Source organism: Pseudoalteromonas sp. S2893, from assembly GCF_005887105.1.
GTDB classification, from domain to species: domain Bacteria; phylum Pseudomonadota; class Gammaproteobacteria; order Enterobacterales; family Alteromonadaceae; genus Pseudoalteromonas; species Pseudoalteromonas atlantica.
Window position 1 is genome coordinate 130,190 of the sequence record NZ_PNCY01000010.1, and the last position, 25,933, is coordinate 156,122.

General features: G+C 41.4%; 33 protein-coding genes. 18 read left to right on the plus strand and 15 right to left on the minus strand.

Annotated features, from left to right (window positions below; all coding sequences use genetic code 11):
• Positions 1–4: 4 nt before the first annotated feature.
• From CWC04_RS06175 to dolP, 3 genes are all read left to right on the plus strand, one after another.
• Positions 5–376: a YraN family protein gene (locus CWC04_RS06175; RefSeq protein ID WP_004589112.1), complete on the plus strand. Its 372-nt coding sequence runs from the start codon at positions 5–7 to the stop codon at positions 374–376.
• A gap of 68 nt (positions 377–444) precedes the next feature.
• On the plus strand, positions 445–1,038 hold the full coding sequence (locus CWC04_RS06180) for an SIS domain-containing protein (RefSeq protein ID WP_004589111.1): 594 nt from the start codon (positions 445–447) through the stop codon (positions 1,036–1,038).
• Positions 1,031–1,597 (plus strand): division/outer membrane stress-associated lipid-binding lipoprotein, encoded by a 567-nt coding sequence (gene dolP / locus CWC04_RS06185; RefSeq protein WP_004589110.1) that lies wholly within the window; start codon positions 1,031–1,033, stop codon positions 1,595–1,597. Before CWC04_RS06180 ends, dolP begins: the two co-directional genes overlap by 8 nt.
• Positions 1,598–1,667: 70 nt before the next feature.
• On the opposite strand, the gene CWC04_RS06190 is transcribed toward dolP, so the two are convergent.
• From CWC04_RS06190 to zapE, 8 genes are all read right to left on the minus strand, one after another.
• The gene (locus CWC04_RS06190; RefSeq protein WP_138684909.1) at positions 1,668–2,105 is read right to left on the minus strand and encodes a ClpXP protease specificity-enhancing factor; all 438 of its coding nucleotides are present in this window, start codon (positions 2,103–2,105) and stop codon (positions 1,668–1,670) included.
• Positions 2,105–2,731: a stringent starvation protein SspA gene (gene sspA / locus CWC04_RS06195; RefSeq protein ID WP_004589108.1), complete on the minus strand. Its 627-nt coding sequence runs from the start codon at positions 2,729–2,731 to the stop codon at positions 2,105–2,107. The genes CWC04_RS06190 and sspA overlap by 1 nt, the downstream gene beginning before the upstream one ends.
• A gap of 80 nt (positions 2,732–2,811) precedes the next feature.
• Positions 2,812–3,561, minus strand: coding sequence for a cytochrome c1 (locus CWC04_RS06200; RefSeq protein WP_024033324.1), 750 nt, complete (start codon positions 3,559–3,561; stop codon positions 2,812–2,814).
• Positions 3,558–4,823: a cytochrome b gene (locus CWC04_RS06205; RefSeq protein WP_004589106.1), complete on the minus strand. Its 1,266-nt coding sequence runs from the start codon at positions 4,821–4,823 to the stop codon at positions 3,558–3,560. Before CWC04_RS06205 ends, CWC04_RS06200 begins: the two co-directional genes overlap by 4 nt.
• Positions 4,823–5,413 (minus strand): ubiquinol-cytochrome c reductase iron-sulfur subunit, encoded by a 591-nt coding sequence (petA, locus tag CWC04_RS06210; protein WP_004589105.1) that lies wholly within the window; start codon positions 5,411–5,413, stop codon positions 4,823–4,825. The genes CWC04_RS06205 and petA overlap by 1 nt, the downstream gene beginning before the upstream one ends.
• Positions 5,414–5,968: 555 nt before the next feature.
• Positions 5,969–6,361, minus strand: coding sequence for a 30S ribosomal protein S9 (rpsI, locus tag CWC04_RS06215; RefSeq protein WP_024600778.1), 393 nt, complete (start codon positions 6,359–6,361; stop codon positions 5,969–5,971).
• Between the two features lie 8 nt (positions 6,362–6,369).
• Positions 6,370–6,798, minus strand: a complete 429-nt coding sequence (rplM, locus tag CWC04_RS06220) for a 50S ribosomal protein L13 (RefSeq protein ID WP_004589103.1) — start codon at positions 6,796–6,798, stop codon at positions 6,370–6,372.
• A gap of 285 nt (positions 6,799–7,083) precedes the next feature.
• A complete protein-coding gene (gene zapE / locus CWC04_RS06225) occupies positions 7,084–8,172 on the minus strand; it encodes a cell division protein ZapE (protein WP_138684910.1) in 1,089 nt (362 codons plus the stop codon).
• Positions 8,173–8,307: 135 nt separating this feature from the next.
• Between zapE and CWC04_RS06230 the strand changes: the two genes are divergently transcribed.
• The 3 genes from CWC04_RS06230 (at position 8,308) to CWC04_RS06240 (ending at position 11,436) form a co-directional block, all read left to right on the plus strand.
• Entirely contained in the window at positions 8,308–8,751 is a 444-nt protein-coding gene (locus tag CWC04_RS06230; RefSeq protein WP_138684911.1) for a Z-ring associated ZapG family protein, read from the plus strand.
• A 149-nt stretch (positions 8,752–8,900) separates the two neighbouring features.
• Positions 8,901–10,253: a Do family serine endopeptidase gene (locus tag CWC04_RS06235; protein WP_004589100.1), complete on the plus strand. Its 1,353-nt coding sequence runs from the start codon at positions 8,901–8,903 to the stop codon at positions 10,251–10,253.
• Positions 10,254–10,353: 100 nt separating this feature from the next.
• Positions 10,354–11,436: a trypsin-like peptidase domain-containing protein gene (locus tag CWC04_RS06240; RefSeq protein WP_024033328.1), complete on the plus strand. Its 1,083-nt coding sequence runs from the start codon at positions 10,354–10,356 to the stop codon at positions 11,434–11,436.
• A gap of 147 nt (positions 11,437–11,583) precedes the next feature.
• On the opposite strand, the gene murA is transcribed toward CWC04_RS06240, so the two are convergent.
• Genes murA through CWC04_RS06275 form a run of 7 tightly spaced genes read right to left on the minus strand, consistent with a single transcriptional unit; the run spans position 11,584 to position 16,236 of the window.
• Complete coding sequence (gene murA, locus CWC04_RS06245; protein ID WP_004589098.1) at positions 11,584–12,843, minus strand: UDP-N-acetylglucosamine 1-carboxyvinyltransferase; 1,260 nt, start codon at positions 12,841–12,843, stop codon at positions 11,584–11,586.
• 13 nt (positions 12,844–12,856) lie between these two features.
• Complete coding sequence (locus CWC04_RS06250; protein ID WP_004589097.1) at positions 12,857–13,114, minus strand: BolA family protein; 258 nt, start codon at positions 13,112–13,114, stop codon at positions 12,857–12,859.
• Positions 13,115–13,119: 5 nt separating this feature from the next.
• A complete protein-coding gene (locus CWC04_RS06255; RefSeq protein ID WP_024033329.1) occupies positions 13,120–13,413 on the minus strand; it encodes an STAS domain-containing protein in 294 nt (97 codons plus the stop codon).
• On the minus strand, positions 13,406–14,086 hold the full coding sequence (locus tag CWC04_RS06260; protein WP_138684912.1) for an MlaC/ttg2D family ABC transporter substrate-binding protein: 681 nt from the start codon (positions 14,084–14,086) through the stop codon (positions 13,406–13,408). Before CWC04_RS06260 ends, CWC04_RS06255 begins: the two co-directional genes overlap by 8 nt.
• Before the next feature lie 5 nt (positions 14,087–14,091).
• Complete coding sequence (gene mlaD, locus CWC04_RS06265; RefSeq protein ID WP_004589094.1) at positions 14,092–14,640, minus strand: outer membrane lipid asymmetry maintenance protein MlaD; 549 nt, start codon at positions 14,638–14,640, stop codon at positions 14,092–14,094.
• 13 nt (positions 14,641–14,653) lie between these two features.
• Positions 14,654–15,433: a lipid asymmetry maintenance ABC transporter permease subunit MlaE gene (gene mlaE, locus CWC04_RS06270; RefSeq protein ID WP_024033330.1), complete on the minus strand. Its 780-nt coding sequence runs from the start codon at positions 15,431–15,433 to the stop codon at positions 14,654–14,656.
• Positions 15,433–16,236, minus strand: coding sequence for an ATP-binding cassette domain-containing protein (locus tag CWC04_RS06275; protein WP_004589092.1), 804 nt, complete (start codon positions 16,234–16,236; stop codon positions 15,433–15,435). Before CWC04_RS06275 ends, mlaE begins: the two co-directional genes overlap by 1 nt.
• Positions 16,237–16,490: 254 nt before the next feature.
• On the opposite strand from CWC04_RS06275, the gene CWC04_RS06280 reads away from it, so the two are divergent.
• The 12 genes from CWC04_RS06280 (at position 16,491) to mgtE (ending at position 25,933) form a co-directional block, all read left to right on the plus strand.
• The gene (locus CWC04_RS06280) at positions 16,491–17,459 is read left to right on the plus strand and encodes a calcium/sodium antiporter (RefSeq protein ID WP_138684913.1); all 969 of its coding nucleotides are present in this window, start codon (positions 16,491–16,493) and stop codon (positions 17,457–17,459) included.
• A 2-nt stretch (positions 17,460–17,461) separates the two neighbouring features.
• Positions 17,462–18,433 (plus strand): KpsF/GutQ family sugar-phosphate isomerase, encoded by a 972-nt coding sequence (locus tag CWC04_RS06285; protein WP_004589090.1) that lies wholly within the window; start codon positions 17,462–17,464, stop codon positions 18,431–18,433.
• Positions 18,434–18,985: a 3-deoxy-manno-octulosonate-8-phosphatase KdsC gene (gene kdsC / locus CWC04_RS06290; protein ID WP_138684914.1), complete on the plus strand. Its 552-nt coding sequence runs from the start codon at positions 18,434–18,436 to the stop codon at positions 18,983–18,985.
• The gene (gene lptC / locus CWC04_RS06295) at positions 18,982–19,536 is read left to right on the plus strand and encodes an LPS export ABC transporter periplasmic protein LptC (RefSeq protein WP_004589088.1); all 555 of its coding nucleotides are present in this window, start codon (positions 18,982–18,984) and stop codon (positions 19,534–19,536) included. The genes kdsC and lptC overlap by 4 nt, the downstream gene beginning before the upstream one ends.
• Positions 19,526–20,074, plus strand: coding sequence for a lipopolysaccharide transport periplasmic protein LptA (lptA, locus tag CWC04_RS06300; protein WP_004589087.1), 549 nt, complete (start codon positions 19,526–19,528; stop codon positions 20,072–20,074). The genes lptC and lptA overlap by 11 nt, the downstream gene beginning before the upstream one ends.
• A complete protein-coding gene (gene lptB / locus CWC04_RS06305; RefSeq protein WP_004589086.1) occupies positions 20,071–20,796 on the plus strand; it encodes an LPS export ABC transporter ATP-binding protein in 726 nt (241 codons plus the stop codon). Before lptA ends, lptB begins: the two co-directional genes overlap by 4 nt.
• Before the next feature lie 69 nt (positions 20,797–20,865).
• Entirely contained in the window at positions 20,866–22,365 is a 1,500-nt protein-coding gene (locus tag CWC04_RS06310; RefSeq protein WP_138684915.1) for an RNA polymerase factor sigma-54, read from the plus strand.
• A 27-nt stretch (positions 22,366–22,392) separates the two neighbouring features.
• The gene (gene hpf / locus CWC04_RS06315; protein ID WP_004589084.1) at positions 22,393–22,680 is read left to right on the plus strand and encodes a ribosome hibernation promoting factor; all 288 of its coding nucleotides are present in this window, start codon (positions 22,393–22,395) and stop codon (positions 22,678–22,680) included.
• Between the two features lie 4 nt (positions 22,681–22,684).
• Positions 22,685–23,137 carry a PTS sugar transporter subunit IIA gene (locus tag CWC04_RS06320; RefSeq protein WP_004589083.1) on the plus strand — a complete coding sequence of 151 codons (453 nt, stop codon included), beginning with the start codon at positions 22,685–22,687 and terminating at the stop codon, positions 23,135–23,137.
• Positions 23,138–23,156: 19 nt separating this feature from the next.
• Positions 23,157–24,002 carry an RNase adapter RapZ gene (gene rapZ / locus CWC04_RS06325; RefSeq protein ID WP_004589082.1) on the plus strand — a complete coding sequence of 282 codons (846 nt, stop codon included), beginning with the start codon at positions 23,157–23,159 and terminating at the stop codon, positions 24,000–24,002.
• A 40-nt stretch (positions 24,003–24,042) separates the two neighbouring features.
• On the plus strand, positions 24,043–24,315 hold the full coding sequence (locus tag CWC04_RS06330) for an HPr family phosphocarrier protein (RefSeq protein WP_004589081.1): 273 nt from the start codon (positions 24,043–24,045) through the stop codon (positions 24,313–24,315).
• Positions 24,316–24,574: 259 nt separating this feature from the next.
• Positions 24,575–25,933, plus strand: coding sequence for a magnesium transporter (gene mgtE, locus CWC04_RS06335; protein WP_004589080.1), 1,359 nt, complete (start codon positions 24,575–24,577; stop codon positions 25,931–25,933).

Below are 25,933 nucleotides of genomic sequence, written 5' to 3' on the forward strand. Positions count from 1 at the left end.
GGCTATGTCGTGGTTTAAAGAGCTGTGGCAAAATAGCCGAGAAAAAGGCCAGTACTATGAACGCCAAGCAGAAAAATACTTAACTCGTGAAGGGCTTACGCCTATTGAGCGTAATTATTATTGCCCCTTTGGTGAGCTTGATGTGATTATGAAACACGGCGATACGCTTGTATTTGTAGAAGTTAAGTTTCGTAAAAACAATGCGAGAGGCGGTGCAAATTATGCCCTTGGCGCACAAAAACAAGCACGATTAAAACGCACTATTTATCACTACTTGGCAGCAAAAAACTTAACTAATCAGCCTATAAGAGTCGACTACGTTGCCATTACAGGTGAAGGCTCTGGTAATATAAATTGGATCAAAAGCGTACTTTAACACCACGCAAACAGATTAGTAAAACGCCCAGCAACAAACAAAAATGACGAATAAATTATTGGTAGTCTATGCAAGATACAATTAAAGAAATTTTTACAGAAAGCATTCAAGTACAAATAGCAGCAGGCGAAGTACTGCCAAGCGCACTAGAGTCTGCGGCATTTACCATTGCACAAAGTTTAATTAATGGTAACAAACTCCTTTGCTGTGGCACGGCAAACTGCCATATGCTAGCGCAACACATGGCCGGCGTATTAGTTAATCACTACGAAACAGAGCGCCCCTGTTTACCTGCTATTGCGCTATCTCAAGAAAACATCAATTTAGGGCAAAGTAGCCAAGTAGATGAACATGATACTTTTGCTCGCCAAGTACGTGCCTTTGCACAACAAGGCGACTTACTGCTTGCGTTAGCAATTAATGGCAATGAAAAACATATTATTTCTGCTGTAGAAGCTGCACTTACTAAAGATATGAAGGTCATAGTGATGGTAGGTGACGATGGTGGAGAACTCGTTGGCTTATTAGGCCCTAATGATGTAGAAATTCGTACGCCTTCTAAGCGCCCTAGCCGCATTATTGAATCTCACTTAGTTAACTTACATTGCTTAAGTGAACTGGTTGATTTAACTCTTTTCCCGCAGGATGAAAATTATGTTTAAACGCTCTCTTATTGTTTTAGGTACTGTTGTTTTACTGCAAGGCTGTGCAGCCGCAGTGGTTGCAGGAACAGCTGGTGCAGTAACAGCAGCAAATGATCGCCGCACCATTGGATCGCAAATAGACGACAATAATATAGAAATTAAAGCCAGCATTGCGCTTAGTGAAGTTGAACGACTAGAAAAGTTCGCTAATGTAGACGCTATAAGCGTTAATGGCATTGTTTTACTGGTAGGTCAGGTTGCCAATCAAGAAATGAAAAACCAAGCTCAGCAGAGCATTGAGGGGCTCTCAGGTATACGTAAAATACATAACCAAATTAGAATTGGCTCAAATATTGGTATTACCACACAAACACACGATTCGTGGCTAACCTCTAAAGTAAAAGCGCAGCTTTTAACAGCTAAAGACATACCGAGTAATAATATTAAAGTAGTGACCGAAAACGCTGAAGTATTTTTAATGGGATTAGTATCTGAATCTGAGTCTAACCAAGCGGTTAACATTGCACGCAATGTATCGGGTGTAGAGCGCGTTATTAAAGTGTTTGAATATTTATAAAATACATAAAAAGCCTTTTAAAAGGCACATAAAAAAACCGCTTAATTAGCGGTTTTTTTGTATTTAAGCGTTACTTGATGACGCGTAAATGTGAGCCTTTTTTCTTTTCTGGCTTTTCTGGCGGGGTTTCATCAATAGTTTCATCTGATGTTTCCACACTTTCAAGGTCAGGTGCAAAATCGTCTTCGTCCTCTAAAAACTCATCTGCAGTAAAGACTGTTCCTTCGCCATTTTCACGCGCATAAATAGCAAGTACCGCACCTAAAGGCACATATACTTGCATTGGCTGTCCGCCAAAGCGCGCATTAAAGCTTAGTTGTTCCATATCTAACGAAAACCCAGTAACGGCAGAAGGGCTAATATTAAGCACTATTTGGCCATCTTGTACAAACTGCGTAGGCACTTGTACTGCTGGGTACTGCGCATCAACCACTAAATGTGGTGTGCAGTCGTTATCTACGATCCAATCAAAAAAAGCACGTAGTAAATAAGGACGATTAGGCGTCATTATAAACGGATCTCACGCTCTGCTTCAGTTAAAGAAGCTTGGAATGACTCACGCTCAAATAAGCGGATCATGTACTCTTTTAGCTCTTTAGCGCCAGAGCCATTAAGCTCAATACCAAACTCTGGTAAACGCCATAATAGTGGTGCTAAATAACAATCTACTAAGCTAAACTCTTCACTCATAAAGTATGGAGCTTCGTTAAAGATTGGTGCAATTGCAAGTAACGCTTCAGTTAACTCTTTACGAGCTTGTGCAGCATCTGCTGTATTGTTAATGATTTTTTCAGCAAGGCTGTACCAATCAGTATCAATACGGTGCATCATTAAACGGCTACGACCACGCATTACCGGATACACAGGCATTAGTGGAGGATGAGGGAAACGTTCATCAAGGTATTCCATGATGATGTTTGCCTGATATAAGCCAAGCTCACGGTCAATCAGTGTGGGTACTGTACCGTAAGGGTTAATTTCGTGAAGTGCCTCTGGCAAGTTATCCTTTTCAGCCAAATGAATATCTACACTTACACCTTTTTCTGCAAGTACAATACGTACTTGGTGGCTATACATACAGTTAGCACCAGAAAAAAGGGTCATTACAGGGCGCTTATTGGCAGCTACGGCCATGCCTATACCTCCATTAAATAACTAAAACAGCAATAGGGGCTTAAGCCCCTATTGCAAAATTACCTTGTAAAATGCTCAAATTAATGAACATCTCTCCAGTATTCTTTCTTAAGCATAAATGCCAAGATAAACAGGATAACTAAAAATCCAATTACCTTAATACCTAACGCTTCTGACTCAAGGCGTGTAGGTTCACCTACATACTCTAAGAAATTCGTTAAATCACGAACCGCTTGATCGTATTCATCAACGCTTAATTCGCCCTTACCATCTGTTTCAGTACCAACAACTTTAGTCACTGTTTGACCATGTTGTTCAACTTCTTCAATGATAGGTGTTGGTAAACCTTGTAGTTCTTGAAGAACATGCGGCATACCCACCGATGGGAATAACGTATTATTTACGCCAAACGGACGAGATTCATCTTTATAAAACGATTTTAAGTAAGTGTAAATCCAATCACTGCCACGCACACGCGCCACATTGGTTAGATCCGGCGGAGCCGCACCAAACCATTTAGCAGCATCTTCTTTTGCGATAGCGTTAAGAATATGGCCACCTACTTTTGAACCATCAAAAATCAATTGCTCTTTACCAAGCTCGGTTGGAATACCAATATCACGGAAAGTACGTTCATAACGTTGATACTGCATTTGGTGACAACCAAGACAGTAGTTCATGAACAACTTTGCGCCACGCTGCAAAGAAGGCTGATCAGATATATCGTTACCCGCTTCCATAAGAGGAACCGAAGGACCCGCAGCCATAACCATGTTAGGCAGCAAGTTTACTGATAAAGCAAATACACCAATAAGTAGCTTTTTCATCATTTCGTTAACCTCTCAGGCAATGGCTTAGTTTTTTCATTCTTACTGTATATAAATAACAGTACGAAGAACATAAAGTAAGTCACAGTACAGATTTGAGAAATTATCGTTTTCATATCAGTTTGTGGAGTTGCACCCACCCAACCTAAAAGAACGAAAGTTACAACGAAACCTGCAATGTTCCATTTGTGGAAACCACAACGGTAACGAACCGATTTAACACGACCACGGTCAATCCACGGTAACAATGCGAGTACCACAATTGACGCACCCATTGCCGCAACACCGATAAGCTTATCAGGGATTGCACGTAAGATTGCATAGAATGGCGTAAAGTACCAAACTGGGAAAATGTGCTCTGGTGTTTTAAGTGGGTTTGCTGCTTCAAAGTTTGGCGCTTCTAGGAAGAAACCATTCATCGCAGGCATAAAGAATACAACCCAACAGAACAAGATTAAGAAACCAACCACGCCCACAATATCTTTTACTGTGTAGTACGGGTGGAACGGTATCGCATCAACAATGTCTTTTTTGTCGGTGTAATACTCATGGAATTTAAATTTAGACTTATCTTCTTCAGCCACAGTGCCTTTTTTGCGTTTTATTTCAACACCGTCAGGGTTGTTAGAGCCCACTTCGTGCAGCGCAACAATGTGTAAGAACACTAAAATTACAATAACCAATGGTAGTGCAATAACGTGTAATGCAAAGAAGCGGTTAAGCGTTGCACCCGATATTACGTAGTCACCACGGATCCAAAGTGTTAAGTCATCACCAATTACCGGAATAGCCCCGAATAACGAAATGATTACCTGCGCACCCCAGAACGACATTTGACCCCATGGTAGTAAGTAACCCATGAAGGCTTCAGCCATTAATGCTAAGAAAATAAACATACCGAACAACCACAGTAATTCACGTGGTTTTTGGTAAGAGCCGTAGATCATGCCACGGAACATATGCATATAAACAACGATGAAAAACGCAGATGCACCCGTTGAGTGTAAATAACGTAATAACCAACCGTATTCAACATCACGCATGATGTACTCTACTGATGCGAAAGCGCCTTCAGAAGAGGGAACAAAGTTCATCGTTAACCAAATACCAGTAAGAATTTGGTTTACTAGTACTAACATGGCTAGTGAGCCAAAAAAGTACCAGAAGTTAAAGTTTTTAGGTGCTGGATACTGTGCAATGTGCATGTTCCAAACACGTGTCATTGGGATACGGTCGTCAATCCAACTAACAATTTTACCAAACATTAGGCTACCCCTTTTTCTTCGCCCACTAAAATAGTGGTTTCATCAAGAAAAGTATAAGGTGGTACTTCTAAGTTCAATGGTGCAGGAACTGATTGAAATACTCGCCCAGCCATATCAAATTTAGAACCGTGACATGGACAGTAAAAACCATCATCTGTCCCTTCAACTTTTTCACTAAAGTTACCTTGGAAAAAGCCTGGAGAACACCCTAAATGCGTACAAATACCAACAGCGACAAAAATCTCTGGGCGTAATGAACGGTAATCATTTGTTGATGATTCTAGTTGTTGTGGCTCTTGCGATTGCGGATCACGAAGTTGACCTTCATGTTCTTTCATCTGCTCAAGCATTTTAGGGGTACGTGATACAACCCATACAGGTTTACCACGCCACTCGACACGTATTAATTGTCCTGGCTCAAGTTTGCTGATATCTACTTCTACAGGCGCACCCGCAGATTTAGCTCGCTCACTTGGATTCCAAGACGCAATAAAAGGAACAGCAGCCCCAGCCGCACCAACACCACCTACAACAGAGGTAGCTATGGTTAAAAAGCGACGTCGGCCATTGTCTACAGGCGCATTGCTCATCCACTTATCTCCACTATGATTCTCAACACTTGCTATATTGAGAACATCAGTTACAGCAGGTTAATTTTTCGAAATTTTTAAAATAGAAGCGATCATAATTAAAACCCTTGATTAAAACAAGGTTATTCACAGCCTCACACTCGAATAACCCGACTTGATCAATAGTTTGATAAAGTAAGCTCGAGAATAAAGCCGAATGACTATAATAGCGCTTCTGTAAAAACAATATACTGACCAAGATCAACCCCACTACGAGGAAACAGATAAACTGTACATGGTGATGTTGAACTTGCTCATACTACTTGCCAGCCAATTGTAGCAAAAAATTCCACCAATTAACTGATGGATTTACACTAATTGCGATAATTATTTAACTTTTTTGCAGCGAAATGGGTATTTTAAAGCTTTCGTACATTAAATACGCAGTATTTATAAAATATGATCAGCGCCTAGCCTTAAAAAAGCAGGCTTGAGATAGGTAAGTACTTAAATTTTAATGCCAAAAACAAAAAACCCAGCATAAGCTGGGTTTTTGAATTCTTGATAACGTAAAAATTAACGTTTTGAGAACTGTGGACGCTTACGCGCTTTCTTAAGACCCACTTTCTTACGTTCAACTTTACGTGCATCACGTGTAACAAAACCTGCTTTACGAAGTTGTGGACGTAATGACTCGTCAAACTCCATAAGTGCACGAGTGATACCGTGACGGATAGCACCAGCTTGACCAGTTGTACCACCACCGGCAACGGTGATGTGAAGGTCAAATTTTTCAGTCATGTCAACAAGCTCAAGAGCTTGACGAACAACCATACGTGCTGTTTCGCGACCAAAGTACTCTTCTAAAGAGCGCTTGTTGATTACGATGTTACCAGTGCCTGGGCGTAAGAATACGCGAGCACTTGAACTTTTACGACGACCTGTACCGTAGTATTGATTTGCCATGATAGTGCTCCTTAAATGTCTAGAACCTGAGGCTGTTGTGCAGCATGGTTGTGCTCAGTACCTGCGTAAACTTTAAGTTTACGGTACATAGCGCGGCCTAAAGGACCACGTGGCAACATGCCTTTAACAGCTTTTTCGATGATCATTTCAGGCTTTGCAGCTTGAAGTTTATCAAAAGTAGTAGACTTAAGACCACCTGGGAAACCAGTATGAGCGTAGTACACTTTATCTTTGAATTTGTTACCAGTTACAGTAACTTTCTCAGCGTTGATAACGATGATGTAATCACCAGTATCTACGTGTGGAGTGTATTCAGCTTTGTGCTTACCGCGTAGGCGATGAGCGATTTCAGTAGCGATGCGACCTAAAGTTTTACCTTCAGCGTCAACTACGTACCAGTCACGTTTTACTGTTTCTGGTTTAGCAACAAACGTTTTCATTTATAAAAATCCAATGTTTTTCAATTAAAACCACAGGCAGTTATTATTAACTACCGCTCTAAGTATGCTATAACCCCTTCGAGTTTTAGACTTTAGCGCCGCTCACAAGTGGCTAAACTATATGAGGACATAGAACGCAACGTGGCAGACGCGGGAGTATACCAGCACTTAAAACACATTGCTACCGAGCGGTTGTTTTTTCCACAAGAAAATTACAAAAATTTATGCATTTATATAAAAACAACAATAAGGTCACTTTAAAGAGTCGATACAGTCGTATTAGCGCTATGCTAAATGCTCTTTTGCTAAATACTCTAAAGACTGCATTTCTTGCAGGCGGCTAATGCAGCGCTTAAATTCAAAGTTAAGATTACCTTGGGTATAAAGCTGCGTGATCGGTTTTTCAGCCGAAATAATTAATGTTACATGTCGCTCGTAAAACTCATCCACTAAAGCGATAAAGCGCCTAGCTGCATCATCATTATTTTGTCCAAGCTGTTTAACATTAGAAATAATAACAGTGTTATATAAACGGCTAATTTCCATGTAGTCGACTTGGCTACGTGCGGTTTCACACAATTCGCTAAATTCAAACATCACGACACACTTAGCCACTTTGCGTGTGTTGATTAAGCGCCCTTCTATTTCTATGGGTTGATCAAGTTCCCCCGCCTCTGGCGAGAGCTTATCAAAATATTCAAATAAGTTTTTATCGGCTTGCTCATCTAACGGGCTGTGAAATATTTCGGCTTGCTCAAGTGTACGCAAGCGATAATCAATACCAGAGTCTACATTTACTATTTCTGTGTTCGCTTTTACCAGCTCAATGGCCGGAACAAAACGCGCACGCTGTAAGCCGTTTTTATATAAATCATCAGGTACTATATTAGAGGTAGCGACTAATACTATATTGCGTGCAAATAATGCCTGCATTAAGCCGCCGAGTAACATGGCATCTGTAATATCTTGAACAAAGAATTCATCAAAACAGATAATATCGGTTTCGGCTTTAAATATATCGGCAACAATTTCCAGTGGATTACTTTTATTATTTAGCTTTTTTAGTTCATCGTGAACTCGGTGCATAAAGCGATGAAAATGCACACGCATTTTACGCTCACCTGGCAGCGCTTCGTAAAAGGTATCTACTAAATAGGTTTTACCACGCCCTACACCGCCCCAAAAATAAAGCCCTTTGATAGACTCAGGTTCGCTTTTATTAAACAACTTTGCAAAAAAGCCTTGTTGCTGTGGTTTTTTATTTGTGAGGTCATCGTATAAACGTTGTAAATGGCGCACTGCATTTTCTTGTGCTTGGTCATGTACAAAGTCATCGCGCTTAAGATCTTGCTGGTAAGTTTGCCAAGGAGTCATATCTAATTACATTTTAAACACAGTTTAATTTGCACAACATATTAACACGCATCTTAACTCGGGGTATATTACCCACAGGATGATTTATATTTGAATCAGGCATTATTAGATATTTTTTCCCAAAGGGGTGAAGTTATGGGCACAGTTACGTGGGTAGGTTTAATTGTTATTACTGCTGTAGTGGCATTTTTTGTTGGTGCATTCGTTACTAAAAAGCAATTTAAGCAAGATGAATTAAAAGAACAAGCCGAGCAAGCGCAAAACGCGCTTGAGCAGTATCGCCAAGATGTGGCCGATCATTTAGCAAGCACAGGTAAGCTTGTGAATAAAATGAAAGAAAACTACGACCAACTACTCAGCCATGTTGAAGAAACCAATCAACTCTTACTTGATGATAAAAACAAAGCGCCTAGCGAGCCGTTTTTCTCTAAAGAAACAACAGAGCAATTACAAGCGTCTTTAAAAGAGCGCGAGGTTGACCGTTCATCGGCACAAGCACAACCTGCCGATTACGTCTCGGGTGAGTCTGGTTTATTTGCAGGGCAAAATGGCGATACAAAACCTGCAAAAGCCTCTTAACACACTGAGCACGCTAAAATGTTAGTGCTATCTTGAGGAACTTTTTTTTGACCCCATAGTCTTTAAATGTAACAGCTTTATATTTAAATTCGAAAAGGCTGCTTATGCAGCCTTTTTGCTTTTCCTGTGATGTGGAGTACACCCTGACTATGAAAATGAAATTATCACTTATTAGTGCTGCAATCTTATCTACAAGCTTATTACTAAGCCCAATGGCATCTTATGCAAAACTGCCTATTGCAGTTAACGGCCAACAATTACCCACACTTGCGCCTATGCTTGAGCAAATTACCCCTGGCGTTGTGAGCATTCAGGTTTCTGGCTCAAAAGAAGTACGCCGCCGTGCAGACCCGCTTGAATACTTTTTTGGAAACCCTCAGCCACGTAGTCAAAAGCGCCAATTTAGCGGTTTAGGCTCAGGGGTTATTATAGATGCCGACGAAGGCTATGTAGTAACAAATAACCACGTAATTCAAGATGCCGAAAAAATGGTGGTAACGCTAGAAGACGGCCGTGAATTTGAAGCCACCAAAATTGGTACCGATAAAGAGTCTGATATTGCGCTATTACAAATAGATGCAGATGACTTAACCGAAGTTAAACTGGCAAATTCAGATAAATTGCGTGTTGGCGACTTTGCAGTAGCAATTGGTAATCCATTTGGTTTAAGCCATACAGTAACCTCGGGCATTGTAAGTGCATTAGGGCGTAGTGGTTTAAATATTGAAGGCTATGAAGACTTTATTCAAACCGATGCAGCTATTAACCAAGGTAACTCAGGAGGCGCTTTAGTTAACCTAAATGGTGAACTTATTGGTATTAATACTGCTATTTTAGGTGCCTCGGGCGGAAATGTTGGTATTGGCTTTGCCATTCCATCAAATATGATGAAAAACTTAGTTGACCAAATTATTGAACATGGCGAAGTTCGCCGTGGCTCACTGGGTATTTCTGGCCGCCCACTTGATGCAGGCCTTGCAAAAGCACAGCAACTTGACGTTAAACAAGGTGCTTACGTTATGCAAGTAATGGATGATACCGCAGCAAGCAAAGCAGGTATTAAAGCCGGCGATGTTATTATTAGTATTAATGGCAGCGATATTAGTGGCTTCCACGAGCTGCGCAGTAAAATAGCAACGTTAGGTGAAGGACGCGAAGTTAAATTAGGTATTTACCGCGATGGCAAAGTAAAAACCATTAAAGTAACGCTTGATGGTGCATCGGGTGTAACCGCCGCAGGCGATGAACTGCATCCTGCATTCCAAGGTGCGACACTTGAAAACGTGCAAAAAAATGGCACTAAAGGTATTGAAGTCGCCACAGTAGATCCGCGTTCTCCTTCTGCACGTGTTGGTCTTGAAGAAGGTGATGTGATTGTACAAGTTAACCGCCAACGTGTAGAAAACATTCGTCAAATGAACAAAATTATCGAAGATACCCAAGGTAATATTGTACTTGGCGTTAAACGTGGCAGAGAGTCTATCTTTGTACTTATCCAATAAGTAACACGTTATAAATAAGCAATAAAAATAACAGCAGCACTTGCCGCTGTTATTTTTTTTGTGTCATCATAAAGAATTGCTCACTAACAATAAGAATCTCGTGCTGAAATTACTAAAATTTGTACTTCCCCCTTTGTTTGTCGGTTTAGGTATCGCTTTTTTAGTGGTTTTTTTCAGCCCTAATATGCGCGCCTCTTTACTCCCTAATGTTCCCTTGCCCAGTGCTATGAGCTCAAATCACCTTAGTTTTGCTGACGCAGTTAAACGTGCTGCACCGTCGGTAGTAACTATTTTTTCAGAAAGCATTTCTAAAGAGCCTCGATATAAGCAACAAAACACCGTTCAAGAGCTTGGCTCTGGCGTAATTATGGCGCAAGACGGCTACATATTAACTAACTACCACGTTATAAATAATGCAGATCAAATCTTGGTTATATTAACCGATGGCCGACGCTTTTTTGATGTGCAGTTAATTGGCTTTGACACCATTACCGATTTAGCCTTATTAAAAATTAACGCCGACCACCTGCCGGTGATCCCCGTAAACGATAATTATACCACCAGTGTAGGTGATGTAGTGCTGGCCATTGGTAACCCACTCAATTTAGGGCAAACCATCACCCAAGGTATAATTAGTGCCACCGGTAAACAAAAAATTACCGATAGCCCTTATAACAACTTACTGCAAATGGATGCTGCTATAAATGTAGGTAACTCTGGCGGTGCTTTGGTTAATTCAAATGGGGACTTAGTGGGGATCACGTCTGCGCAGTTTAAAACCCGTGAAAACCTAAACATCCAAGGAATATTTTTTGCTGTTCCCTATTCGCTCGCTAAAGAAGTAATGGCAAAGCTAATACGCCATGGCCGTGTAGTGCGTGGCTATTTAGGCTTTGAAGGCACCGCTGTAGATAGCACGGGCAAAGAGGTAAACGACAGCCTTACTGAGGTTGCTGGTATGCGCATCACCAATTTAGACCCATTAGGTCCTGCATGGCAAGCTGGCATTGAAGAGCAAGACATCGTTATTAAAATTGCAGGGTTAAGTGTGGCCAACCCGCAAAAAGTACTCGAAAAAATAGGCAATACACAGCCCGGTAAAGAAATAGAATTTGAGCTGTACCGAAACGGTAAAGTAGAAAAAATAATGGTTAGAGTCGCAGAGCTCGAAACTAAACTCTAACCAAAATGGCAATAAAAAAGGTCAGATAGCAATACGCGTATCCGACCTTTTTTATGTCTAAAGTAAACTGTGTTTAACCCAGCGCGCTTAATTTAGGAGCAAGTGTGCTCTCACTTCAAAGCAAATAAATATTATTGCGAATGGGTATTAGCTACTTCTGCGCTTAATATTGGCACCTAAGCCACTGAGTTTATCTTCAATGCGTTGATAGCCTCGGTCTACGTGGTAAATACGATCGACTACCGTTTCACCTTGCGCCACAATACCGGTTAAAATTAAGCTTGCAGAGGCGCGTAAATCGGTTGCCATTACTTGTGCGCCACTTAAACTTTGCGTTTCACCACAAATAGCGGTGTGCCCTTCTAAACGAATATTAGCGCCCATGCGTTGTAACTCTGGTACGTGCATAAAGCGGTTTTCAAAAATGGTTTCGGTAATTGTTGCACTACCATTAGCCACTACATTTAACGCGGTGAACTGCGCTTGCATGTCGGTTGGAAAACCAGGGTGTGGCATGGTTTTAATATTAACGGCTTTGAGCTCACGATTACGCATATCTAAATAAATGCTGTCATCGTTTACTTCAACTAATGCATTCGCGGCACGTAATTTTTCAATAACAGGCTCAAGTGAATGAAAATCTGTTTTTTTACAAAGTACTTCGCCTGCAGCCATCGCTGCTGCAACTAAAAAAGTGCCCGTTTCAATGCGGTCTGGTAAAATGCTGTGCTCACAGCCGCCTAAACGCTCTACGCCATCTATTTCTATACGGCTTGTACCTGCACCAGTAATTTTTGCACCCATAGCAATTAGACAATTGGCAAGGTCAATAATTTCGGGCTCGCGTGCTGCGTTTTCAAGCACCGTTTTACCATCGGCAAGTGCTGCGGCCATTAGTAAGTTTTCGGTTGCGCCAACACTGACCATTTCCATGAAAATTTCAGCGCCTTTAAGGCGGCCTTCTACCTTTGCATTGATATAGCCATTTTCGACGTTTATTTGTGCGCCCATGCGCTCTAAACCTTGAATATGTATATCAACCGGGCGTGCACCGATAGCACAGCCGCCAGGTAGCGATACCTGCGCCTCACCAAAACGCGCCACTAAAGGTCCGAGCGCCAAAACAGAGGCACGCATTTGCTTAACTAAATCATAAGGAGCAAGCGTTTTATTAACGGTTGCGCCATCAATATACAGTGTATCGCCTTGCCAATTTACAGTTGCACCTAAAGTGCTTAAAAGCGCCTCAGTGGTCACAATATCGCGAAGGCGAGGAACATTCGTAAATGTACTTTTACCATCGGCAAGCAGTGCGGCAAACAAAATTGGTAATGCGGCATTTTTAGCGCCAGAAATAGTTACTTCACCCGCAAGTGAAGTGCCACCTTGAATTACAAACTGATCCATTAAGAGGCCTTAACTATTGAGGTAAAATAAATTTTTGTTCACGCTTCCACTCAGTTGGCGTAAATGCACGAATTGATACAGCGTGAATTGTACCGTCTGAAATAGTATTCATTAATGGGCCATAAACTAGCTGTTGCTTTTTAACGCGGCTTAAACCGTCAAAGCACTCACCTACTGCAATTACTTCATAATGGCTACCATTGGCTTTTACTTTTACTTCAGATAATTGAAGTTCGTCGCGTAATAATGTTTCGACTTGGCTAGTTTCCATAACTCTCACTCAAATAAAGTTGTTACCTGACCCAACTGCATTAAATTTTGCAATTGCTCAGGTGGATTTTGCAATTCAAGGCGTGTGCCCTGTTGCTTAAATTCAGCAAAAGAGTGAATTAACCAAGCTAAGCCCGCTGTGTCAACCCTCATTACCTCACAAAGGTCAAAATAGATGGTTTTATGCTTACTTAATGACTTGGCGTTCAGAAGCTGTTCATTGCCAATTGAGCTGCGGGTAAGTTCACCACTTACCCTATAGTGCTGCTCATCTACTTGGCTAATTGCCAATTTAGTCATTGCTGTTGTTGCCTCTAAATTGCACAGGTAACTGGCTCTTTTGCTCTAGTAATTTGCTTACGTGTGCAATACCTTGCTGGCGTAAAATACCTTGTAGCTCACTTTGTTTTGCATCGAGTAAGCTAATTCCTTCTGCAATCATATCGTATGCGCGCCACTCGCCGCTGCGATCTTCACGCACTTTAAAATCAATTTTTATGTCAGGCTTGCCATCTTCTGTAATTTTAGTTTTTACTACAACTACATCTTTGCCTTTAAATGGCTGCTCTGCGCCAAATTCTACATGTTGGTCGGTGTATTGAGTAAATACACCCGCGTAAGTAGCAACTAAATAGCCTCTAAACGCGCCAATAAATTCTTGGATATCTTTAATTGCTTTGGCTTTTTCGGCTTCATCGGTAATTGCACGCACTTTAGACACTTCACTACCCAACACACGAAGTGCTGCATATTTGTAGTCTATGTAAGGCATCAGCTCTTCTTCTACAATAACACGAAGGTGCTCTTTATCTTTAGTGATAAGCGGTTGATCTTTTTTAATGCGCTCAAATGTATGCTCTGCTACCTGACGCACCATTTTGTTAGGATCTGTCAGTTTAACTTCGGCTGCGCTAACACTTTGCACAGCTAGGGTTGCACCAAGTGCAAGAACGGCTAAAAACTGTTTCAACATAATAATTACTCACTACCTTGGTTGAATAAAAACTGCCCAATTAACTCTTCTAAAACAAGTGCAGACTTAGTATCTGTGATTGAATCACCATCACCTAACGCTTTGCTCTCTACGCCAAATAACTCATCGATTGCTTGATCTTGTGCGTTTTCGGTCACTGTTTCACCTAAACAGCGCTGCTCTGCTGCATTAGGAGAAATAACAGGGTGAATACCTAAGTACTGCTCCCCTAAAATACCCGATGTTAAAATTGAGATTGAGCTAGTGTCTGAAAAACGACATAAATACTGTGCATCTATCGTCATATTTACCACAGGCAAAAACTCCTGTGGGTGTACATAAATAGATTCGACACGGCCAATCACTACACCGCCTACTTTTACCGGTGCACGCGCTTTAAGTGAGCCGATATTTTCAAACTTTGCATTTAGCGTGTAGGTTTCGCCCGACCCGCTAATACCCGAATTAGCCACTTTAAGTGCTAACATTGCAAACGCTAAAATGCCTAATGCGACAAAAAAGCCAACTAAAATCTCTAATTTCCGTGAATTCATTATCTATACCCTATTAGCTGGTAAACATTACCGCTGTCAAAATAAAGTCAAACCCTAATACTGCCAGTGATGAGTGAACGACTGTTTCTGTTGTTGCTTTACTGATCCCTTCTGAGGTTGGGATACAGTCGTAGCCCTTATAAAGCGCAATCCAGGTCACTACCATGGCAAATACAAAACTTTTTATCATGCCGTTTAATACATCTTCTTGAAACGATACTTGCGATTGCATTATCGACCAAAAGCTGCCGGTATCTACGCCTAACCAATCAACCCCAACTAAATGAGCACCGATAATGGCAACCGCAGAAAAAATAAGTGCAAGCAATGGCATACTAATAAAACCTGCCCAAAAGCGCGGTGCAATAATGCGCTTGAGAGGGTCAATTGCCATCATTTCTAGTGAAGAGAGTTGCTCAGTGGCTTTCATTAAGCCTATTTCTGCCGTTAGCGCACTTCCAGCGCGCCCAGCAAATAATAGCGCTGTAACCACTGGGCCTAGTTCGCGTAATAAACTAAGCGCAACTAATGGACCTAGGCTGTCTTCGGCGCCATAGCCAACTAATACGGTATAACCTTGCAGCGCAAGCACCATACCAATAAACAAACCCGACACCATAATAATTAATAATGATTGCGAACCAACCATATAAAGTTGGCGCACTAACAGCGGTGTGCCTTTTTTAAAGTTAGGTACATTCCACAATGCATTAAAAAGCATGTTGGCAGAGCGCCCTAAAGCAGCAAAACGCCCCAGCGTTTTATGACCTAACTTTTGAAATAAATCCAACATTAAGCGTTTTCTCCTAACAGCTCATCAGCATACGTTTGTGCAGGATAATGAAATGGCACAGGCCCATCCGATAATCCTTTTAAAAACTGCTGTACTAATGGAGATTCATGATTACGCATTTCATCCGGTGTCCCTGCCCCTATTACGCCTTGATCGGCAATAATAATAACGTGATCGGCAATACTCATTACCTCCGTTACATCGTGGGTTACAATAAGGGATGATAAACCTAGCACTTCATTTAACGACTTAATAAGCTTTACCAATACACCCATAGATATTGGGTCTTGGCCGGCAAAAGGCTCATCATACATAATAAGTTCTGGGTCCAGTGCAATAGCACGTGCAAGTGCTGCTCGTCTGGCCATACCGCCAGAAAGCTCAGAAGGCATTAAATCTTTAGCACCGCGTAAACCCACCGCTTGCAGTTTCATTAATACGACTAGTTTAATTAACGCTTCACTTAACTTGGTGTGCTCTCGCAGAGGAAATGCAATGTTGTCAAATACCGACATATCAGTAAATAACGCACCGCTTTGAAACAGCATGCTCATTTTGGTTCGTGCCGCATATAACTCTTTGCGCGACATACTAGGAATACTGCCACCTTCGAATAAAATATCGCCGGCGTCAGGCTTAAGCTGCCCACCAATTAAGCGTAGCATTGTGGTTTTGCCAATTCCGCTTGGCCCCATAATCGCTGTTATCTTACCTTTAGGAACACTAAAACTCATATTTTTATATATGGTTCTATCGCCTCGCGAAAAGCTAACATCCTTGACTTCTACTATTGATTGCGACAAGTCGCTCTCCGTAACAATGTTCACTCGTACTCCTATTTTAAGGGTTTTTTAGCCAAGATGGAAAAAACAATTCGTAAGATTTTGTAATACGCCTACAAAAAGCGCTCTAAGGCTGAAGTAAATTGCCTTAACCTTTGCTTAAGCGCATAAAATTCACGCACTGCAATAGTAGACCCTGCTCTTTTGCTTATACTTTCATGTTGGCTTTTGTTACTATTCGCGCCATCTGTATTTTGAACATCTGGCTTAACATAATGGTTACCTCGTTTGTTATTTTAATTCTTGGTTTTGCTGCACTTGTGTGGAGCGCCGACCGATTTGTATACGGTGCGGCAGCGCTTGCTAAAAACTTTGGAGTCCCTACTTTAATTGTTGGCTTAACGGTTGTTGCTATGGGGTCTTCGGCCCCTGAAATGATGGTATCGGCCTCGGCTGCTTTGGCAAATAAAACCGACACAGCGGTTGGTAACGCGGTAGGTTCAAATATAACAAACATATTACTTGTGTTAGGTATTACTGCGCTGCTACGCCCTTTGAGTGTGTCATCAAGCACTTTAAAACGCGAAATGCCGCTTGTTATGCTGGTATCCTTGGCTACGTGGTATGTATTTTCAGACAACTACTTCTCACTTACCGAAGGGTTGGCGTTGCTAGTTGCATTTGCTGTGTTTATTGGTGGCTTGATTGTGGTTTCTTTGCGCGCAAAAAATCAAGATGACCCTTTTGTTTCAGAAGCCTGCGATGAGGTTCCTAACGATGTACCAACTAAAAAAGCCGTTTTATGGCTAATTGTTGGCATGGTTTTATTGCCTGTTAGCTCACACTTTTTAGTTGGTTCAGCAGTCGATATTGCTAAATACTTTGGTTTAAGCGACTTAGTAATTGGCTTAACCATTATCGCTATTGGCACAAGCTTGCCTGAACTTGCAGCTTCTGTAGCGGGTGTACTTAAAAACGAAGATGATTTAGCCCTAGGTAATATTGTGGGCTCAAATATATTTAATATTTTAGCGGTATTACCGCTTGCAGGTATTATTAACCCATCAGTGGTTGACCCGTCACTTGCAAACCGCGACATACTTATTATGTTAGGTGCTACCCTTGCGCTTATTATTATGTCATTGAACTTTAGAGGTTCTCAGCGTATCAATAGAGTAGAAGGTGGCCTATTACTCATCGCATTTTTGGCGTACCAAGGTTATATTTTTAGTCAAGTAGGGTAACAATGGCACAACTAAATTTTATAGAGCAAGGTTTACGCGTATTAAACATTGAACGCCAAGCGCTTGCTGATATTACACAATACGTTGACGAAAACTTTCATAGTGCGTGTCAGCTCATGTTTGATTGCCAAGGCCGCATTATTGTTATTGGCATGGGTAAATCAGGCCATATTGGTAATAAAATTGCTGCTACCCTTGCAAGTACAGGCAGCCCTGCTTTTTTTGTTCACCCTGGCGAAGCAAGCCATGGTGATTTAGGCATGATAACCAAAAATGACGTGGTTATGCTTATATCAAACTCGGGCGAAACCAGCGAAGTACTTAATATTATTCCGGTGCTTAAACGCCTTGGTGCAAAAATAATATCTATGACGGGTAACCCGCTTTCTACTATGGCTACACTTGCCGATGTGCACGTATGCATAAAAGTAGAACAAGAAGCGTGTTTATTAGGTTTAGCGCCTACAGCAAGCACCACAGCTACTTTAGCAATGGGTGATGCAATGGCGGTTGCGCTTTTAGAAGCCCGCGGCTTTACCGCCGATGACTTTGCACTCTCTCACCCTGGCGGCAGTTTAGGTAAGCGATTGTTGCTCACTTTAAAAGATGTAATGCACAGCGGCACAAACACCCCTATTATAGGTGTAACGCAAACAATTAAAGACGCGTTAATAGAAATGTCAGCCAAAGGGCTGGGTATGACCGCTATTGTAGATAACAATCAACAGCTTGCCGGCCTTTTTACCGACGGTGACTTACGCCGTATTTTAGAGCAAAGAGTTGATATACATAGCACCGCTATTAGCCAGGTTATGACCAAATCATGCACAACTGCCACGGCCGATATACTTGCAGCTGAAGCCCTAAACATAATGGAAAACAAACGTATTAATGGTTTAATTGTGGTCAATGATAAAAACCAGCCAATAGGCGCCTTAAATATGCAAGACCTCTTAAAAGCAGGAGTATTATAAATGCAATTTGAAGATCTCTATCAACCGCTAAGCGATGATGCCAAAGCACGCGCCAAAAAAGTAAAACTACTCATATGCGATATTGATGGTGTATTTTCTGATGGCCGAATTTACCTCGGCAACCAAGGCGAAGAATTAAAAGCATTTAATACAAAAGATGGTTTTGGCATTAAAGCGCTAATTAATAGCGGTTTTGAAGTTGCGGTCATTACGGGGCGTCACTCAGAAATAGTACAAACTCGCATGAGCAGCTTAACTGTGCAGCACATTTATCAAGGCCAAGAAGACAAACTTATTGCTTATCAAGAACTCAAAAACACTTTAAAGTTAACTGATGAACAAATAGCTTATATTGGCGACGATGGCCCTGACATGCCAGTAATGGAGCGCGTTGGCTTTGCCGTTGCAGTAAACGATGCGCACCCAGTAATTAAGCGCTTATCGCATTACACTACGCAAATGCCTGGCGGCTTTGGCGCCGTTAGAGAGCTCACAGACTTACTTATGCTAGAGAACGGCATAGCGCTTACAACACAAGGCACCAGTTCATGAATGCAGCACGCGTTATACTCAGTGCGTTATTCATCGGCTGTATGGTTTGGCTTTGGTACCCTTATTTTACCCAAACCAATGTAGCGCCAGAGCAAGAACCTGAAGTAATTGCAAAGCCCGATTACACCGCTATAGAGCTTAAGCAAACAGCCTATGACGAGCAAGGTAAAATAAGCCATAAAGTCACTGCGGCTAAAATGGAGCTGTACCAACAGCTTGGTTTTACATTTTTTGAAAAACCTATTTTCACCTTGTATAACGAAAAGCAAACATGGCGAATAAATGCAGACGAAGCAACGCTTTACGAAGATAAACAACTTATTTTAGAAGGCAACGTGGTTGCTAAAAATTTAGTTGATAATGCCATGATAGATAACATCAATGCCGATAACATCGAAGTCGACATTAAAGCGCTAACAATGCGCTCTGAGCAACCAGTGGTTGTCACTGGGCCTAATTTAAAAATTGTCGGGAAAGGCCTTGAAGCCGATTTAAAAACCGAAGTAATAAAACTAATTAACCATACGCGAACAATATATTATGACCAATAAACTCACTAAAATACTTATTATCCCATCGCTAATGCTTGCATTTAGCGCCTCTGCTGCTGAGCCTGCTGCTCAACCGCCAGCAAATCAAATTTCTATTAGTGCAGACCGTCAAGAAGGCCAACTTAAAGAAAACGTAGGTATTTTTGAAAAGAACGTCGAAATTGTGCATGGTAATCGCAAAATTACAGCCGACCGACTCGAAGTACATAAACGTGAAGACTTAGGGGATAACAAACAACTCCTTATTGCCACTGGCAGCCCAGCCTACTTCGAAGAAAAACAAGACGATGGTACTGTAATGAGTGCCAGTGCAAACGAAGTACGTTACGACGTAGCAAAGCGATTTTTAACGCTTGTTGGCGATGCTGAAGTCGCACAAGCCGGTCAAAAAATTAATGCTAAAAGTATTACCTACGATATGCAGCAGCAGCTTATTAGCGCAGAAAAAGACGAAAACTCTACGGATCGTGTCCACACAATTTTAGTGCCTGTTGAAGCAAAAATTAAAGAAAAAACAGGTAACGAAGGTCAACCATGAGCACCTTAAAAGCAGAACTATTAGCAAAAAGCTATAAAGGCCGCCAAGTTGTAAAAAATGTAGGCCTTGAGGTAGAAGCCGGCAGCATTGTTGGCTTATTGGGCCCTAATGGCGCAGGTAAAACCACCACCTTTTATATGATTGTAGGGTTAGTACCTAGCGACAAAGGCAAAATTTCTATTGATGATAACGACATTACGTTATTACCTATGCACAGCCGCGCCCGCTTAGGCATTGGCTATTTGCCGCAAGAGTCATCAATATTTAGAAAGCTGACAGTTTATCAAAACTTAATGGCGATTTTAGAAACGCGTAAAGAGCTCAATAAAGCCGCGCGAGAAGAAACGCTTAACAACTTACTTGATGAATTTAGTATTCAGCATATTCGCGATAGCCAAGGTATGGCGCTTTCTGGTGGTGAACGCCGCCGTGTAGAAATTGCCAGAGCACTGGCAGCGAACCCTAAATTTATTTTATTGGATGAGCCTTTTGCTGGTGTTGATCCGATTTCAGTGTTAGATATAAAGAAAATAATAGAACATCTTAAAAACCGTGGCATTGGCGTATTAATTACCGATCACAATGTAAGAGAAACCCTTGATGTTTGTGAAAAAGCCTACATTGTTTCTCATGGGGAGCTAATTGCATCTGGCACCCCAGAACACGTATTAAATGACAAAACTGTACGCGATGTTTATTTAGGCGAGCAATTTAGGCTGTAACATTTAAGCCACACCTACAAGCATCTGCTAATATTAATTATAACAACATAAAAGGATTGTTAGAGATACATGAGGCAATCATTACAGCTGCGCATGGGCCAGCAACTTACAATGACTCCACAATTGCAACAAGCGATTCGCTTGCTGCAGCTCAGTACATTGGATCTCCAGCAAGAAATACAAGAAGCACTTGATAGCAACCCGCTATTAGAAGTAGAAGAGCAAGATTACACGGAAGAGTCGGCTGGAAAAAATGAACAAAAAGCAGATACGGATGATGTAACCGTAAGCGCATCGGCTGACGATACAACCAGCGAGTACGAGCAAGACAGTGGCGAAGCTTTAAATAAAGACACCATTAGCGATGATATGGCAATGGATGTAACTTGGGATGAGTACATGAGCGCAGCCCCTGCTGCATCCTCAGGCCCAATGCCAGAAGATGAGTCTATTTATCAAGGTGCCTCTACTGAAACGCTACATGAGTATTTAATGTGGCAGCTTCAGCTTACTCCTTTTAGCCCAACTGACGAAGCCATTGCTATTGCCATTGTAGAAGCTGTAGATGACTCGGGTATTTTAACGCTAAGTTGCGAAGAAATTTTAGAAAGCTTTAACCAAGAAAACGATGACGAAGTTGAAGTTGAACTTGACGAAATAGAAGCCGTTTTAAAGCGTATTCAGTTATTTGACCCTGTAGGTATAGCCGCGCGCAGTTTACAAGAGTGCTTGTGTATTCAGCTAAACCAGTTTGATAAAGACACCCCTTTTATAGAACAAACTAAAATGATCTTAACCGATCACATTGATCTATTAGCGGCACGCGACTATCGTACATTAATGAAAAAGACTAAGCTTAAAGAAGACGAGCTTAAAGAGGTCATGACCCTAATACATACCCTCAACCCAAAACCTGCAGATACAATAGTAAGGGAAGAGTCTGAGTATGTAATACCGGATGTGTCGGTTAAAAAAATAAAAGGCCGCTGGGTGGTAGAGCTAAATCCAGATAGCATGCCAAAAATACGCGTAAATAGTCAGTACGCGGCTATGTCTCGTACCGTAAAATCAAGTGGTGATAGCCAGTTTATTCGCTCTCACTTACAAGAAGCTAAATGGTTTATAAAAAGCCTTGAAAGCAGAAACGACACGCTACTTAAGGTAACTAACTGTATTGTAAAACAGCAACAGGCATTTTTTGAACATGGCCCAGAAGCCATGAAGCCAATGGTTTTAAACGATGTTGCTGAAATGGTAGAAATGCATGAATCGACAATTTCGCGTGTTACTACGCAAAAATATATGCATACGCCACGTGGTATTTTTGAGCTTAAGTATTTTTTCTCAAGCCACGTAAGCACTGAAAACGGCGGAGAGTGTTCATCAACCGCAATACGTGCCCTAATTAAAAAGCTAATTGCCGCGGAAAACTCAGCTAAACCATTGAGTGATAGTAAAATTGCGGATATATTGGCAGAGCAAGGAATTAAAGTAGCTAGACGCACAATAGCAAAATACCGTGAATCGCTAGCTATTCCACCGTCAAATCAGAGAAAGAGTTTGATATAAGACGTAAAAAACAAAGAGGAAATGCTTATGCAACTAAACCTAACTGGTCGTCACGTAGAAGTAACTGATTCACTTAGAGACTATGTAAATAATAAATTTGCAAAGCTAGAAAGGCACTCAGATCATATTAGCAATGTGCATGTCATTCTCGATGTAGAAAAACTCAACCAAAAAGCAGAAGCGACTATTCATGTAAGTGGCGCAGATTTATTTGCCTCAACAGAGCACCAAGATATGTATGCCGCTATAGACTCGTTGATTGACAAGCTCGATCGTCAAGTCATAAAACATAAAGAGAAGCTTGCTAGACACTAATATTATGAAATTAAGTACATTAGTATGCCAGGACTGCAGCAAAGCTGCGGTCCTTTTTAGTAGTAAAAAAAGAATTTTAGAGTTTATCAGTGAGCTTGCTCATGAAAAGCTCCCCTACTTACCACAACAAGATATTCTTAATGCGCTGGCAAGCAGAGAAAAGCTAGGCAGTACTGGTATTGGCCGGGGGATCGCCATTCCTCATGGCAGAATGGGTGGCGTAGAAGAGCCGCTGGCTTTAGTACTTGTTAGCGACACGCCTGTTAACTTTGACGCTATTGATAACTGCCCTGTTGATATTTTTGTTGCACTCATCGTACCAGATGGCGATAACCAACAGCACCTAAAGACTCTGGCAACCATAGCTGATAAACTGAGCAACAAAGAATTTTGTAAACAGCTGCGTAGTGCTAAAACCGATGCAGAGCTGTATCAAGTAATTGTTGATCAATCGTAGTAAATACTAAGGGCTATAAATGGAGTTAATTATCATAAGCGGCCGTTCTGGTTCAGGTAAGTCGGTTGCTTTACGCGTGGTTGAAGATTTAGGCTATTATTGCGTAGATAATATTCCGGTCAACCTACTGCCCTCTTTAGTGCGAAGTGTTTCAGATAACTATGACAAAATAGCCGTTAGTATAGATGTTCGTAATATCCCCAAAGAACAAGACGAATTTAACGATATTCTCGAGTACCTTCCTGACTTTGCTAAACCCACACTGTTTTATTTAGATAGTGATGATCAAACACTGATCAAACGTTTTTCAGAAACACGCAGATTACACCCTTTATCCATCGATTCACTGCCGCTTGATTTAGCAATAAAAAAAGAAAAAGAACTGCTTGATGTACTCGTAACGCGCGCTGACTTTATGCTTGATACCACCGATTTAAGTGTGCACCAATTAGCAGAGTCAATTCGCGAAAAAATACTGGGTAAAAAAGATAAGCAACTTATTGTAACGTTTGAATCGTTTGGCTTTAAACACGGCATACCTAAAGAAGCTGATTATGTTTTTGATGCTCGCTTTTTGCCAAACCCCCACTGGGAGCCTGAACTTAAACCGCTTACGGGCCTTGATCAACCAGTAAAAGATTTTTTGGCAAATCACAGCATAGTGCAAAAATTCACTTGGCAAATTCAAACCTTTGTACAAACTTGGTTGCCACACTTAGAGCGTAATAACCGTAGTTACCTCACTATTGCAATAGGCTGTACTGGTGGTCAACACCGCTCGGTTTATTTAGCGCAAGCCATTGGTGAGAGCTTTGCTATGACGCATCCGAATGTCAAAATTCGTCATCGTGAGCAAGAAAAGTAACCTTAAAATAATAACCTGTTCAGTTTAGGTATAGTAATTTATGCGCTGTGAAGACACATTTTTAATAAAAAATAAATTAGGCTTACACGCCAGAGCGGCAACGGTCCTTGCGCAATTAGCTGTGCAGTTTGATGCTAAAATCACCTTACACCAAGATGATAAAGAAGCCGCAGGCGACAGCGTATTAGCTTTAATGCTACTTGAAAGCAGTAAAGGTAAAGAAGTTAAAGTAGTCTGTGAAGGCCCTGATTCAGAGCAAGCTTTGCATGCGGTTGGGCAATTAATTGCACAACGATTTAACGAACAAGAATAATTTAAAGCACCATAGCCTTATAAGTTAAAGACTTATCAGGCCAGACTATAAAGATTTAGTAAGTTAGGGTATTCCGACTCGCCTAATTTAATGCTTTAATTTAGAGTAATAAAGCCATGCCCCTGCTAAATTTGGTTACTTAATTTTAAACACTAATTTAGTCCCAGCATTGGGTTTAGCACAAAAAATAAAGAAAATGACAGTGGGCAACACCACTTACTAAACACCTTTCCATTACACAAAAATATTTAGGATGCCAATGCCAGAAGCGTTTGAACAAGACTATCCACTACAGCAATTAAAACAAGTGACTAAATCACTTAATAGTGGGCAATTTGTTCAAGTAAGACGCATGCTAGCAAAAACAGCACCTTGTGATACAGCATTGCTGCTTGAATCCTCTCCGCATAAAATTAGACGCATGCTTTGGCAACTGGTTGACCCAGATGTGCAAGGGGATGTGCTAGAAGAGCTCTCTGAAGATGTACGTTTAGGTATCATTGCACAAATGGAACCTGAGCATATTGCCGCGGCCACTGAGGATATGGGCCACGATGATTTAGGTGAAGTCCTACGTAGCCTACCTGATACCGTGTACAAAGATGTGGTTAGCGCTATGGATACGCAAGACCGCGAACGCGCTACACAAGCTTTATCTTACCAAGAGCGCTCAGCAGGCGCGCTAATGAACACCGATACGGTGACCATTCGCCCAGACGTTACACTTGATGTTGTGCTGCGTTATATTAGGCTACGCGGTGAGCTGCCAGAGGGCACCGATGATTTATACGTTGTTGATAAACATAACTGTTTTTTAGGTGCATTATCACTTAGTACACTGTTAACTAATCCGCCTGAAAAAATTGTTCAAGATTTAATGGATGAAGACTGTGAGTCTATCCCTATTTCGATGGATGAAAGTGAAGTTGCTCAGTTATTTGAGCGCCATAACTGGATATCGGCCCCTGTAGTCGATGATAACGCCCACTTGCTTGGGCGTGTCACCATTGATGATATTGTTGATGTTATTCGTGAAGATGCAGAGCACAGCTTATTAAGCCTTGCCGGTCTTGATGATGAAGAAGACACCTTTGCACCTGTTTTAAAAAGCTCGAAAAAACGCTCAGTATGGCTTGGCGTTAATTTACTCACAGCCTTAGCTGCCGCCTTTGTGGCCAGCTTTTTTGAAAGCACCTTAGATATATTACCTATTTTAGCTGTACTCAATGGCATTGTGCCCTCAATGGGTGGTGTAGCAGGTAGCCAATCTTTAACTCTGGTTATTCGCGGTATTGCCGTGGGCCATATTAACCAAACTAACCAACGATTTTTAATGGCTAAAGAGCTGGCGATAGGCGCATTAAACGGGGTTATTTGGTCAATACTTATAGCCAGTGTAATTGCGCTTTGGCAATGGGATTTTATGCTTGGCGGCGTGCTCGCATTTGCAATGTTTATGAACCTCGTAGTGGCTGGTGTTGCTGGCGCATGTATTCCTATTTTATTGAAAAAAATGAATATAGACCCTGCACTTGCCGGTAGTGTTGTACTTACAACGGTGACTGATATTGTCGGTATTTTTGCCTTTTTAGGCACCGCAACGTGGCTACTTATTTAA